The following is a 13,386-nucleotide window of genomic DNA, read 5'->3' on the forward strand; positions in this document are numbered from 1 at the left end:
TGGTGAAACTTTATTAATGGCCTTGTTTTTGCGGCATTGTTAGTTTTTTCTTCTATCTTTGTGCGAAACCAATCTCAAAAAATCATGGAGTCGCTAAATCTAATAAAGAATGACCCTTGGCTGGCCCCCTACAAGGAGGCAATAGAAGGACGGTACCAATATGTGGTAAACAAAGAGAAGAGCCTGACGGGTAACGGCAGACAGACGTTGTCGGAAATGGCTTCCGGGTATCTTTACTTCGGGTTGCATAAAACAAAGACTGGATGGGTGTTCCGCGAATGGGCGCCCAATGCCACTGCTATCTATCTGATCGGTACTTTCAATGACTGGAAGAAAGAAGATCAGTATAAACTGAAACGGTTGGGCAATGGCGTTTGGGAGATCACGCTTGCGGAAGATTTATTGCATCATGAAGACCTGTTCAAGCTCTTGGTAGAGTGGGAAGGTGGCAGCGGAGAACGTATCCCGGCATGGATACGGCGCGTCGTTCAGGATGAGAATACCAAAATATTCAGTGCACAGGTATGGAATCCGGAAGAGTCGTATGTATTCAGGCATAAACGGTTCAAACCGGATGTCTCCCCGCTGTTGATCTACGAATGCCATATCGGTATGTCTTCCAACGAAGAAAAGGTCGGCACGTATGACGAGTTCCGCCGGAATGTGTTGCCCCGCGTTGCAAAAGAAGGTATAACGCCATTCAGATCATGGCCATTCAGGAACATCCCTATTACGGGTCGTTCGGTTATCATGTCAGCAGTTTCTTTGCCGCATCTTCCCGTTTCGGGACGCCGGAAGAGCTGAAACACCTGATCGATGACGCCCATGGCATGGGGATCGCAGTGATTATGGATATTGTCCATAGCCATGCCGTAAAGAACGAAGTGGAAGGCTTGGGACGCTTTGACGGTTCCTATACTCAATATTTCCTGGGCGGTTCCCGTCGTGAGCATCCGGCGTGGGATTCCCTCTGTTTCGATTATGGCAAGAACGAAGTGCTTCACTTCCTGTTGTCGAACTGCAAGTTCTGGTTGGACGAGTATAAATTCGACGGCTTCCGTTTTGACGGGGTGACTTCCATGCTTTATTACAGCCATGGGCTGGGTGAAGCATTCTGTAATTACGGTGACTACTTCAACGGCCATCAGGATGGTGACGCTATCGCCTATCTGACATTGGCCAATAAGCTGATCCACGAAGTCAATAAGAATGCCATTACGATTGCCGAAGAGGTGAGCGGAATGCCGGGGTTGGCTGCCAAATATGAAGATGGAGGCTACGGCTTCGATTACCGTATGGCGATGAACATCCCGGATTACTGGATCAAGACAATCAAGGAAAAGAAAGACGAAGACTGGCATCCCTCTTCCATCTGGTGGGAAACGACTAACCGCCGTGCGGACGAGAAGACGATCAGTTATGCAGAAAGCCATGACCAGGCATTGGTTGGCGATAAGACGATCATCTTCCGCCTGATCGACGCAGATATGTATTGGCATATGCAGAAAGACGATCATAGCCTGACAGTCGAACGTGGTATCGCTTTGCATAAAATGATCCGCTTGGTTACGGCATCTACCATTAACGGCGGTTATCTGAACTTTATGGGAAATGAGTTCGGGCATCCCGAATGGATCGATTTCCCGCGTGAAGGAAACGGCTGGTCTTATAAATATGCCCGTCGCCAATGGGAACTGGTGGATAATATGGATTTGAAGTACCATTATCTGGGCGATTTCGACCGTGAGATGCTGGAGATAATCCGCAGTGTGAAGAATTTCCAATCCACTCCGATACAGAAAGTATGGGATAACGACGGCGATCAGATTCTGGCCTATATGCGCAAAGATTTGGTTTTCGTCTTCAATTTCAATCCGACAAAGTCATTTACCGACTACGGGTTCCTGGTTCCCAAAGGCGAATATGAAGTGCTTTTGAATACTGACGCGACCCGTTTTGGAGGATTCGAACTTTCGGACGATTCTATCCGTCATTTCACACAACTTGACCCATTGTATAAAAAAGAGAAAAAAGAATGGCTCAAATTATACATTCCGGCCCGTAGCGCTGTTGTATTGAGAAAGGTAAAAGTAACAAAATAAATAAGGCTATAAAAACAGAAACGTAAGTATGTTATATCCTATGACATTTAAGCCTATCCTCAAGAACATAATCTGGGGAGGCTCCGATATCTGCCCGTTTAAGGGCATCACTCCGGTGCAGGACGGCATTGGCGAAAGTTGGGAACTTTCACACGTGGAGGGTAATTATTCCGTCGTTGATAATGGCGCGTTGGAAGGCAAGACGCTGGACGAACTGATTCGTACGTATGGCCCGCAGCTGTTGGGCGAAAAGGTGGTGGAACAGTTCGGTTCAACTTTTCCTCTGTTGATTAAGTTTATCGATGCGCGCGACGATTTGTCTATCCAGGTGCATCCGGATGATGAACTGGCTAAAAAACGTCATAACTCTTTCGGTAAGACGGAGATGTGGTATGTGATAAAGGCAGCCAAGGGCGCCGGCTTATATTCCGGTTTCTCCCAACAAATCGATGCCGACGAGTATGTGAAACGTGTACAAGACAATACGATCATGGATGTCTTGCAGCGTTATGAAGTCTCTCCGGGCGATGTGTTCTTCCTGCCTGCCGGCCGTGTACATGCGATCGGTTCCGGTTGCTTCATCGCCGAGATACAGCAGACAAGTAACATCACCTACCGTATTTACGACTACGACCGCAAAGGCCCGGACGGAAAAGGACGTGAACTGCATACCGAATTGGCAAAGGATGCGATCGACTATACGCTGTATCCGGATTACCGCACCCACTACAAGGCACATACGAATGCAACCGTAGAACTGGCAAGCTGCAAATATTTCACGACGAACCTGTTGGATATCGACACGATCATGGTGCGCAATTTCTCCGAACTGGATTCTTTTGTTGTCTATATTTGCATGGAAGGCAAAGCTTCCATCCGCGACAATAAGGGAAATGAAATCTATATCCATCAGGGACAGACGGTGCTGATACCGGCCGATACCGATGTGGTAACGATCTCACCGGTCCCGGGTGCCAAGTTTATGGAAACATATATCGGATAGAGTCTTGTAAGTACGACAGTTACCAGCCAGGGCGTGAGCCTCGGGAACAGGATTGTATCGAAAAAGAATAAAGCCCTGTAAGCACGATACCTTGTTTTTCAACAGAATTACGGTGTCGTCTTTACGGGGCTTTTTGTGTTTTAATTATCCGATACATCAAGATGCGGAATCTGTAAAAATGGTCGAAGAATCAGTAATCTGTATAGCGGCTATCAACTTGAAAGCATCTAATTTTGCATTATCTGGAGATGGACGGAGAACTATCTTTCGTCTGTCGAAATGATATTCTCAAAAAATGTCCGAAAATTAGATAGAAAATGAAAAAGAACATTCTGATCATCTTATCGCTTATGGTAGCATCATTCCATTTATCGGCGCAGGTAGTAAATACCGACAAGATGCTTGTGCGTATTTCCGAAATTGAGGTCTATGCACAATACCTCGATGAATACCTGCAATATGCTCGTACGGTAGGTGTAACATCCGTTTGTGAGGAACCGGGGGTAATTTGTATTTACCCGATGCAGTTAAAACGGGATTCTTGCCAGATACGCATACTTGAAATTTATGCCTCGGACGAAGCGTACAAACATCACATTAAGACCGGCCATTTTCAAAAATACAAGACCGAAACGTTACACATGGTCAAATCACTTGATTTAGTCGATATGGATGCGCTCGCTCCTGCAACGATGCTACAGATATTTAAGAAAATGCACAAGTAAATGATAAACAAATGAAATATACCCCAGGGCTTTACGCCTGGGGTGAGAACTGTCGTTTTTACTGGACTTGCATTACCGGAAATCATTCAATCTCCAACTCAATCTTTTGCAAAGCCTTGTCATCCGATGAACCGCCGTACAGGATTTGGTATTTTCCCGGGCGGACTTCCATTGTTTGCGTATTGTCATTAAAAGAATAGAAGGCTTTCGGAGACAAATCGATGTTGACTTCCTGCGTGTTTCCGGCTTTTACGTTGACGCGGGCGAATGCTTTCAGCGCCTTGATCGGGCCTTCCGGATCGTTTGGGTTCTTGATGTAAATCTGTGCCACTTCGTCGCCATCCATTTTACCGGTGTTGGCAATGTCGAATGTAAGCGTCACAGACTGGTCTTTTGTGATCTTGCCGGAGGAGAGCTTCGCATTCCGATAGGCAAAATTGGTGTAGCTCAAACCGTATCCGAACGGATAAAGCGGCGTTTGCGTCATGTAACGATACGTACGTCCTTTCATGCTGTAATCCTGGAAGTCCGGTAGCTGGTCGATCGACTTATAGAACGTGATTGGCAGACGGCCTGACGGATTGTAGTCGCCAAACAGGATGTCGGCTACGGCTGTCCCTGCTTCCTGGCCGCCGTACCAGGCATTCAGGATTGCGTCGATATTGGCATCTTCCCAGTTCAAGGCCAGTGCGCTACCGGTACAAAGCACATAGACAACCGGCTTGCCTGTCGCTTTCAGGGCTTTTACCATTTCCTGTTGTACTTTCGGGATTTCAATATTGGTACGGTCGCCTTTCTTGAATCCTTCTACGTTGACCGGCATTTCTTCACCTTCCAGGCGCGGAGAGATACCGCCGGCAAAGACGATCACATCGGCATCTTTCACTTTGGCAGCCGTAGCAGCGTAGTTGACCGCCTGGCGTGTTCCGATCTCGAAGTTGAGGTCTGCGCTGCCTATACGCTGCATGTATTCGATCTTGACAGGATATTTCTTGCCCTTCTCGGCATTCAGTATATAAGTCTTTTCGCCTCCGTATTCGTTTTCCCACATTTCAGCGACCTTTTCTTCTCCGATGAAGAGGCGGAAAGCGTCGTTACCGGAGATTTTGATTTCGACTGCTTCGGTTTCCGGAGCCTCAAATTCGCCGGTGAAACGGGCGGTGAAATTTGTCAGGTTGACATTTGGGGCAAACTGCGTGTTGCCTCCGGTGGTGTAATGCAGCCGGCTTGCCGTTCCTTTATAAGCCGGTTCGCCTTCAAAATCCGTGTTGTTAAAGAATTCGGCGGCAAAACCCTGTCCGGCAGGAGAGGTAATGTTGCTTTCCAGATTTTTCATGACGAAATCGGCAGCATGGTTACAGCCCAATTCGTAGATCACTTCTGCACCGGGTACTTTCCGACGGATGCCTTCCAGTATGGTCACGGTATGGCTTGGGAAACCGTTGTAGTTGGCCCAAAGCATCGTCGAGTCGGCCGCATTCGGACCTACGACTGCAATCTTTTTGATCGCTTTGCTGAGCGGAAGTGTGTTGTTCTTGTTTTTCAGCAGCACCATACTTTTGTGCGCCATTTCGAGCGCTTGTGCCACGTGTTCGGGGCTTTCCACCACGCTGTACGGGATTTGAGCGTATGGAACCCGTTCGTCCGGGTCGAACATACCCAGCTCGAAACGGCCTTTCAGCAGGCGGCGGAGTGAAACATCCAGGTCCTTTTCCGTGATCTTGCCGTCTTTCAACGCTTTGATCAGTGCCCGGTAGCTGTTTCCGCATTCCAGGTCTGTCCCGCTCAATACGGCGTCGGTCGAAGCACTTTCTGCATCCGGATGTGTCTCGTGGCGAGGTGTGTTTTTGTCCCGTTGCCAGAAGTCGTTGATGGCGCCGCAGTCGGAGAGGATGATGTGTTCATATCCCCAACTGTTGCGCAGGATGTCGATCAGCAGTTTATCGCTGCTGCAACAAGGTTTGCCGGCATAGCGGTTGTAGGCACACATGACTTCCTGTACGTTTCCCTCTTTGACCAATGCTTCGAATGCCGGCAGATAGGTTTGCCACAGGTCGCGCGGAGTAACTGTCACGTCAAATTCGTGGCGGTTCCATTCCGGTCCGCTGTGGACGGCATAATGCTTGGCACAGGCGTGTGTCTTGAAATATTTCGGATCGTCGCCCTGCAAGCCTTTGACAACGGCAACACCCATACGTTCAGTCAGGTACGGGTCCTCTCCATATGTCTCCATGCCCCGGCCCCAGCGGGGATCGCGGAAGATATTGATATTCGGTGTCCAGAAAGTCAAACCTTTATAGCGGTCATACTCCTTGTCTTTCTGGTATTGGTGATATTTGGCACGAGCTTCGTCGCTCACCATGGTGAACGTTTCATGCAAGGCTTCGTCGTCGAAAGTGGCCGCCATCGCGATGGCCTGCGGGAAAACAGTAGCCCGTCCGGCGCGTGCAACGCCATGTAAGGCTTCATTCCACCAATCGTATTTCGGGATGCCGAGACGTTCGATAGCCGGTGTGGAGTTCATCATTTGTCCGACCTTCTCTTCGGCAGTCAGACGTTTTAGAGGTCGTCTATACGCTCGTCGACAGGGAGGTCGGGGTTACGGAACGGGTAATCTTGTTGTCTTTCGCTACAAGAAACAGACAGCAATATTGTCAATGCTGCCGCCGCCAGATGTTTCATTCTCATGTTATTAAATTTTAGATATTGTATGATTTACGTTATAGCTTATTGTAAGATGTTTGTTATTAGATGTTTATTGCAACAAAATATCACCACAAAGCTAATGGTTTGCTTGTATTTCTTCAAGAAGAATTACTTAAAATAGGTTACTTCATCCGTTATTTTTGCAAATGTCCTATTTTTGTAACGTTGAATAATAAAAAGAAAGAGAGATGAAGAAGTTATTATGTATGCTTTTAGTAGCTGTCGGGCTTATGTCCTGTGGGGATGATGACAAACCGTATATTCCGGAATTAAACAAGCTGACAAATGTGTCTTGTACGAAGAATGGCGCAACTTTTTTCACGGCGGAAATTACATACAAACAGGATCAGCAAATCAACCGTATTATATTGAATCAGGAAGGACACCAGTTTACCGATAATTATATTATTGTGGACAAAACGATTTCCGTTAACGGTGTAAAGATGGAGAACGGTTCCTTGACGAATCCGTTTGTCCATACGGTTTATACGTTGAAAGGAAATGTGATTGCCCGAAAGGAAGAAATGGCCGAGAATAAATATATGAGTAATACGGCATATACGGCAATCGATAATAGTTATGTCTATGAACGGAATTGGCTGAAATCGGTTTCGCAGGTTATCCAGTGGCCGAATGAGAATGGTTCGGGATACCAGACGAGGGATTTGGGCGAGGTCGATCGTTATACGTGGGAGGGCGGAAATGCTGTCCATTATGCTTATCTGCCACAGCAAGAGATTACCTATGAATATGGTTCCCAGATGCGTCCGGCCAATTTCCCGTTCCGGGTGATCAATACCTTCCAGCCGGTCGGCTTCGATGTCGTTTCTCCTGTCAACCTGATGTACGGGCTGATGAATCAGAATTTGCCTGCACGTGCATATTGGTATAATGTGTCCGAAGCGGCGGATGTTTGTGCCGAATATACGTTCCGCTACACAATGTCCAGTGATTATATCACAGGTATGACAATCGAAGAAAAGATTAACCCTGTAAACGGGGTTGAAGCCGAGAGCAATACATACGAATACACGTTCACCTATAATTTTGTAGCGGAACAGAAATAAAAGCGTGTTTATTTCAATAAGTCCGGGCGCAGCCGGGCAGTCCGTTCCTGGGCTTGCTGGAGGCGCCATTCCTCAATCTTGCGCTGATGGCCGGAAAGAAGCACTTCCGGCACTTTCCATCCGTTGTAATCGGCCGGTCGGGTGTAGACCGGCGGCGCCAGCAAATTGTCCTGGAAAGAGTCGGAGAGGGCGCTCTGTTCGTCACCGATCACTCCGGGAATGAGGCGTACGACCGCATCCGTAATAATGGCGGCAGCCAGTTCGCCACCGGTCAGGACATAATCGCCGACAGATATTTCCTTAGTGATCAGATGTTCACGGATGCGGTAGTCGATTCCTTTATAATGCCCGCACAGGATAATCAGGTTGTTCAGTAGCGACATGCCGTTGGCCATCGGCTGGTTGAATGTTTCCCCGTCCGGCGAGGTATAAATCACTTCGTCATATTCCCGTTCGCTTTTCAAGGCCGAGATTGCCCGGTCGATCGGTTCGATCTGCATCACCATGCCGGCTTCGCCGCCGAAAGGGTAATCGTCCACACGCCGCCATTTGTCGGTGGTATAATCCCGGAGGTTGTGTAAATGTATTTCTGCCAGGCCCTTATCTTGTGCCCGTTTGACAATTGAGCAATTCACCATGCCCTCGATCATCTCTGGAAGTACGGTCAGTATGTCTATACGCATAAAACTATATTTCTGATTTTTCGTACAAAGGTAGGGTTTAATTGTCAATTGTCAATTGTCCGTTGTTTATTATCCGGAAGGTATTGTATGATTTTTCCGGTACAGGTAGTTCACTTCTTGACATATTTGAAACAATAAATGATGATTTAACGGTGTGTTTGCTCGTATTTACCGGACGCAGACGGGCGCAGATAACGCAGAGGAACGCAGACTTATTTTCTTTTAAAACAATAAATGATCTGCGTTCGTCTGCGTCGTCTGCGAAATGGTATTGTAGTCCTTCATGGGTTTATAGTGCCGTAAAGGAATGAATCACCCGGCAGATAGAATGAACGATGCGGGATGTGTGCCTCTTCCATACCTACCCGCTATTCATGTTACAGCTGTGAAACAAAAGAAATCCAACTGTAACATAGAAGGAAGACAATTGTGACATAAAAGGAATACAGCCGTAACATGCAATAGAGGACCGGTGTTTATCCGTTATTGATTCACTATTTACCAAATATGAGCTATAAATGATGATTTACCAGTTAGGATAAAACATGTTTCTTTGCGATCCCGCACAACAATCCGGCTGAATTGAATCGGACAGTGGAACATAATAGAGCCCCGATCGAATTAATAGAGTTTGAGGATGGGACTTTTAAATAATTATTTGTATTTTTGCCCGTCAATTTGGCGGCACTATGCGGGCCGTCTCTTTACTGAATAAATTTTAAAGCGATGAATATATCTTACAACTGGCTGAAAGATTATCTTGATTTTGATTTACAGCCTGATGAAGTAGCAGCAGCACTTACCTCGATCGGTCTGGAAACCGGTGGAGTAGAAGAAGTTCAAACCATTAAAGGCGGACTGGAAGGACTTGTGATCGGTGAAGTTCTTACCTGTGAAGAACACCCTAATTCCGACCACCTGCACATCACGACCGTGAATGTAGGCGGCGCAGAACCCCTGCAGATTGTTTGCGGCGCTCCGAATGTGGCAGCCGGACAGAAAGTGGTTGTGGCTGTGAACGGTACTAAATTGTATGATGGCGACGAGTGTTTTACGATAAAGCGTTCCAAGATTCGCGGTGTCGAATCGAACGGGATGATCTGTGCCGAGGATGAAATCGGTATCGGAACGGATCACGCCGGTATCATCGTGTTGCCGGCCGATGCGGTAGTTGGAACTCCGGCTAAGGAATATTATAATGTAAAGAGCGACTATGTGCTGGAAGTAGACATCACGCCGAACCGCGTGGATGCCACTTCGCATTTCGGTGTTGCCCGCGACCTGGCTGCCTATCTGAAGCAGAACGGCAAACCAGCCTCCCTGAAACGTCCGGATGTGGATGCTTTCAAGATCGACGATCCGACTCCGGCTATCGAAGTCGTTGTCGAGAATACGGAAGCCTGCCTGCGCTATTCGGGCATAACGATTAAGGGTGTGACCGTGAAGGAAAGCCCCGAATGGTTGCAGAACCGTTTGAAGGTGATCGGCCTGCGTCCTATTAATAATGTAGTAGATGTTACAAACTATATCCTGCATGGCGTAGGACAACCGCTGCACTCTTTCGATGCAGATAAGGTCAAGGGAAACAAAGTTGTGGTAAGATCGGCAACGGAAGGTTCCAAATTCGTGACACTCGACGGCGTAGAACGTACGCTGACCGACCGCGACCTGATGATCTGCAACGCCGAGGAACCGATGTGTATCGCTGGTGTATTCGGCGGACTCGATTCCGGTGTGACGGAACAGACAAAGAATGTATTCCTGGAATCTGCAACTTTCCATTCGACTTGGATTCGTAAGACAGCCCGTCGTTTCGGCTTGAATACGGATGCCTCTTTCCGCTATGAACGCGGTTTGGACGCTAACCAGACTGTCGACATTATGAAACGCGCCGCCCTGTTGATTCAGGAAGTGGCCGGCGGAACGATCACAGGCCCGATCCAGGATATCTATCCGGCTCCGGTAGCCCCGTATCGTGTGGAACTGTCTTATGACAAGGTGAACACGTTGATTGGCAAGGTTATTCCCGCAGAGACGGTTAAGAGCATTCTGGCAAGCCTGGAAATGAAGATTGTTTCCGAAACAGCGGAAGGATTGGTGATCGATGTCCCGGTTTACCGTATCGACGTACAGCGCGATGTGGATGTGATCGAAGATATCCTCCGTATTTACGGATATAATAATGTGGAATTCAGCGAAAACGTAAAGTCCAATCTGAGCTATCAGACTCCGACCGACCGTAGTTACAAATTGCAGAATCTGATCTCCGAACAGCTTTGCGGCTGCGGGTTCAATGAGATCCTGAATAACTCGCTGACTCGTTCTGCTTACTATGATAACTTGTCTACTTATCCGGTGTCTCATTGCGTGATGCTGATGAACCCGTTGAGTGCTGACTTGAACGGTATGCGCCAGACATTGCTGTTCGGCGGCCTGGAAAGTATCGAGCACAATGCGAAACGCAAAAACGGCAATATCCGCTTCTTCGAATTCGGTAATTGCTACGATTACAATATCGACAATAAGAAGGAAGGCGAAACGCTGGCCGAATTTACGGAAGATTACCGTCTGGGCCTGTGGGTGAGCGGTAGCCGCGTAGATAACAGCTGGGCGCATCCGAACGAAAAATCGTCTGTGTATGAGCTGAAAGCCTATGTGGAAAATATCCTGGTTCGCTTGGGTGTCAACCTGCAGAAGGTTATCTTCGGAAATCTGTCTAACGACATATATGCAGCCGGTCTGAGCATCACGACTGCTTCCGGCCGCCAGTTGGGTACAATGGGTATCGTGAGTCCGAAGATCTGCAAGAAGCTGGATATCGACACGGAAGTCTATTATGCCGAACTGTCGTGGACACTGCTGATGAAGGAGACGAAGAAGAGCAAAGTCACTTTCTCGGAAATCTCCAAGTTCCCGGCCGTAAAACGTGACCTCGCCCTGTTGCTGGATAAGAAAGTCCAGTTTGCAGAAGTCGAGAAGATCGCAACCGACAGTGACCGTAAACTGCTGAAAGGTGTCGAGCTGTTCGATGTTTACGAAGGTAAGAACCTCCCGGCAGGCAAGAAATCCTATGCAGTCAGCTACTATCTGCAAGATGAAGGAAAGACTTTGAATGATAAACAGATTGATGCGATCATGAAAAAGATCCAGACAAACCTGGAACAGAAGTTAGGAGCACAATTGAGATAATAATTCATAAATCAAAATTTATAATTCAATAAAATATGGGAAGAGCGTTTGAGTTCCGTAAAGCAAGAAAGTTTAAGCGTTGGGGCAATATGGCCCGTGTATTTACCAAGTTGGGTAAAGAAATCACGATAGCAGCTAAAGCAGGCGGTCCGGATCCTGAGAACAACCCTCATTTGCGTGCATTGATGCAGAACGCAAAGAAGGAGAACATGCCGAAGGAAAATGTGGAACGTGCCATCAAGCGTGCTGTAGAAAAGGATTTCTCCGGTTATAAGGAAATGAACTACGAAGGATACGGTCCTCACGGTATCGCTATCTTTGTGGAAACGGCAACAGACAATACGACCCGTACGGTTGCTAATGTCCGTAGCTATTTCAACAAACACGGTGGTTCGTTAGGTACGAGCGGTAGCCTTGAATTTCTGTTCGACCACAAGTGCGTATTCCATATCGTTAAGAAAGAAGATATGTCGCTTGAAGACCTGGAGCTGGAACTGATCGACTACGGCGTGGATGAGCTGGATGAAGACGAAGGCGAAGTAATCATCTACGGTGAATTTGCCCAGAACTCCGCTATTCAGAAATATCTGGAAGAAAACGGTTTTGAAATCACCAGCAGCGAATTTGTCCGCATCCCGAACGATCTGAAAGAAGTCACGGCCGAACAGCGCGAAGGAATCGAGAAATTGATCGAAAAGCTGGAAGAAGATGACGACGTCCAGAACGTTTTCCACAATATGAAGGAAGACGAGAGCGAAGACGAAGAGTAATATACAGGGGGAGGCAAAAGCCTCCCTTTTTTATGCTTTCAATTTAACGATGAAAACCACCGGGTTATCGCCGGTCTTGCGATCCGGAAATGCCTTTTTTACCTCCTCACTGCTTTTGTAGAAACAATAAGAATTGCTATAGACGTCCATGGCCTGTAGTTCCCGTACTTTACCGGTTCCGTAGAAGTTGTCGACCAATCCTCCCTGCACATTGTAAGCGCGGCTTTTCTGTTGGTCGTAACAGAATGTATAACACTTATCCTCGTTGTTCGGGTTGTAGTGGGTGGAAACCAGGAAACGGCTGCTTATACGTATTGGGAGGATGGATGAATAACCGTCCGTAATATCCAGTTTGTTCCGGCTGATCAGGTAGAGTGTGTCTTGCAATAGTTCGTCCGGCTGAAGGGAAGGCGCCTGCACATATACCTGCCGGTTGGCAACGGCAACTTCCGGTTCCAGGGCGTGGTCGATCGTGAGGCGTCCCAGTTCGGCAACGGTCAGCTTGCGGGTCTCCACCTTGTGGAAAGCCGTGTCGAATTTATATAACCATTGCTCCATACACAATTGGTTGTTATATTCTTTTCTTAGGACGGCTCTGTTGACTGTCGTCCAGATGTGCCCGTCATAGTAGGCCAGCTTTCCTAACGATTGTCCGGCATAATCGGCGGGCAGGTCGATTTTGCCTAAGAAATCACCATCATAATTATAATATTGTACGTGTTGTTGTCCGTCTGTAACGATCAACTGTTTGTGTACCGGGTCTATTACATAGTCGGATGCCAGAATATTGTTTTTGTAGAGAGAATTGCAATAGGTTATCTGATTGATAAACTTGCCCGAACAACTGAAATGGTAAAGTTGCTGCCGGCAGAGCAGGAACAGGTTGTCTCCGTCCCGTTTGACCAGTCTGGCATGGCTTAGTATGCAGTGCGCATTTGTTTCGAGCGGAATGGCAATCACTTCTTCTGCTACGTCAGAGAGGGAACCTGTGTTGAAACTTTGCACCGGATTAACCTGTGTGGCCAGTTTGTAGCCTTCTTTTGCGTAAATGACCAACAAAAGAAAGAGTAATATGCTGAAGGTCCGTTTCATATAATCTTGTTTAAAGTATTTTAGTTAATAACGTTTATACTTGTAATTT

7 protein-coding genes and 2 pseudogenes are annotated in these 13,386 nt (G+C 47.3%); 6 read left to right on the forward strand and 3 right to left on the reverse strand.

Going from position 1 to position 13,386, the window contains the following annotated elements; genetic code table 11:
- The first annotated feature begins 84 nt into the window (after positions 1-84).
- The 3 genes and pseudogenes from DW083_RS07160 (at position 85) to DW083_RS07170 (ending at position 3,830) form a co-directional block, all read left to right on the forward strand.
- Positions 85-2,102 (forward strand): annotated as a pseudogene (locus DW083_RS07160) (alpha amylase C-terminal domain-containing protein).
- A 28-nt stretch (positions 2,103-2,130) separates the two neighbouring features.
- Complete coding sequence (locus DW083_RS07165) at positions 2,131-3,105, forward strand: type I phosphomannose isomerase catalytic subunit (RefSeq protein WP_115500547.1); 975 nt, start codon at positions 2,131-2,133, stop codon at positions 3,103-3,105.
- A 317-nt stretch (positions 3,106-3,422) separates the two neighbouring features.
- Positions 3,423-3,830: a putative quinol monooxygenase gene (locus tag DW083_RS07170; RefSeq protein ID WP_233551883.1), complete on the forward strand. Its 408-nt coding sequence runs from the start codon at positions 3,423-3,425 to the stop codon at positions 3,828-3,830.
- Between the two features lie 82 nt (positions 3,831-3,912).
- Here DW083_RS07170 and xyl3A read toward each other — a convergent pair.
- Positions 3,913-6,518, reverse strand: a pseudogene (xyl3A, locus tag DW083_RS07175) (xylan 1,4-beta-xylosidase).
- A 206-nt stretch (positions 6,519-6,724) separates the two neighbouring features.
- Between xyl3A and DW083_RS07180 the strand changes: the two are divergent.
- The gene (locus DW083_RS07180; RefSeq protein ID WP_122331916.1) at positions 6,725-7,603 is read left to right on the forward strand and encodes a DUF5032 domain-containing protein; all 879 of its coding nucleotides are present in this window, start codon (positions 6,725-6,727) and stop codon (positions 7,601-7,603) included.
- 8 nt (positions 7,604-7,611) lie between these two features.
- Here DW083_RS07180 and trmD read toward each other — a convergent pair whose 3' ends face one another.
- Positions 7,612-8,286, reverse strand: a complete 675-nt coding sequence (gene trmD / locus DW083_RS07185) for a tRNA (guanosine(37)-N1)-methyltransferase TrmD (protein WP_115500543.1) — start codon at positions 8,284-8,286, stop codon at positions 7,612-7,614.
- A gap of 726 nt (positions 8,287-9,012) precedes the next feature.
- On the opposite strand from trmD, the gene pheT reads away from it, so the two are divergent.
- On the forward strand, positions 9,013-11,475 hold the full coding sequence (gene pheT, locus DW083_RS07190) for a phenylalanine--tRNA ligase subunit beta (RefSeq protein WP_122331917.1): 2,463 nt from the start codon (positions 9,013-9,015) through the stop codon (positions 11,473-11,475).
- Between the two features lie 35 nt (positions 11,476-11,510).
- Positions 11,511-12,245, forward strand: a complete 735-nt coding sequence (locus DW083_RS07195; protein WP_115500541.1) for a YebC/PmpR family DNA-binding transcriptional regulator — start codon at positions 11,511-11,513, stop codon at positions 12,243-12,245.
- Positions 12,246-12,275: 30 nt separating this feature from the next.
- Here DW083_RS07195 and DW083_RS07200 read toward each other — a convergent pair whose 3' ends face one another.
- Positions 12,276-13,337, reverse strand: a complete 1,062-nt coding sequence (locus DW083_RS07200; protein ID WP_122331918.1) for a 6-bladed beta-propeller — start codon at positions 13,335-13,337, stop codon at positions 12,276-12,278.
- Between the last annotated feature and the right edge of the window lie 49 nt (positions 13,338-13,386).

This window comes from Parabacteroides sp. AF48-14, assembly GCF_003477465.1.
In the GTDB taxonomy this organism is placed as follows: Bacteria; Bacteroidota; Bacteroidia; order Bacteroidales; family Tannerellaceae; genus Parabacteroides; species Parabacteroides acidifaciens.

Bases quoted from the DNA above. Each gene is read 5' to 3' on its own strand.
- DW083_RS07165 (WP_115500547.1), top strand. From the start codon at position 2,131: ATGTTATATCCTATGACATTTAAGCCTATCCTCAAGAACATAATCTGG.
- DW083_RS07180 (WP_122331916.1), top strand. From the start codon at position 6,725: ATGAAGAAGTTATTATGTATGCTTTTAGTAGCTGTCGGGCTTATGTCC.
- pheT (WP_122331917.1), top strand. From the start codon at position 9,013: ATGAATATATCTTACAACTGGCTGAAAGATTATCTTGATTTTGATTTA.
- trmD (WP_115500543.1), bottom strand. From the start codon at position 8,286: ATGCGTATAGACATACTGACCGTACTTCCAGAGATGATCGAGGGCATG.
- DW083_RS07170 (WP_233551883.1), top strand. From the start codon at position 3,423: ATGAAAAAGAACATTCTGATCATCTTATCGCTTATGGTAGCATCATTC.
- DW083_RS07195 (WP_115500541.1), top strand. From the start codon at position 11,511: ATGGGAAGAGCGTTTGAGTTCCGTAAAGCAAGAAAGTTTAAGCGTTGG.
- DW083_RS07200 (WP_122331918.1), bottom strand. From the start codon at position 13,337: ATGAAACGGACCTTCAGCATATTACTCTTTCTTTTGTTGGTCATTTAC.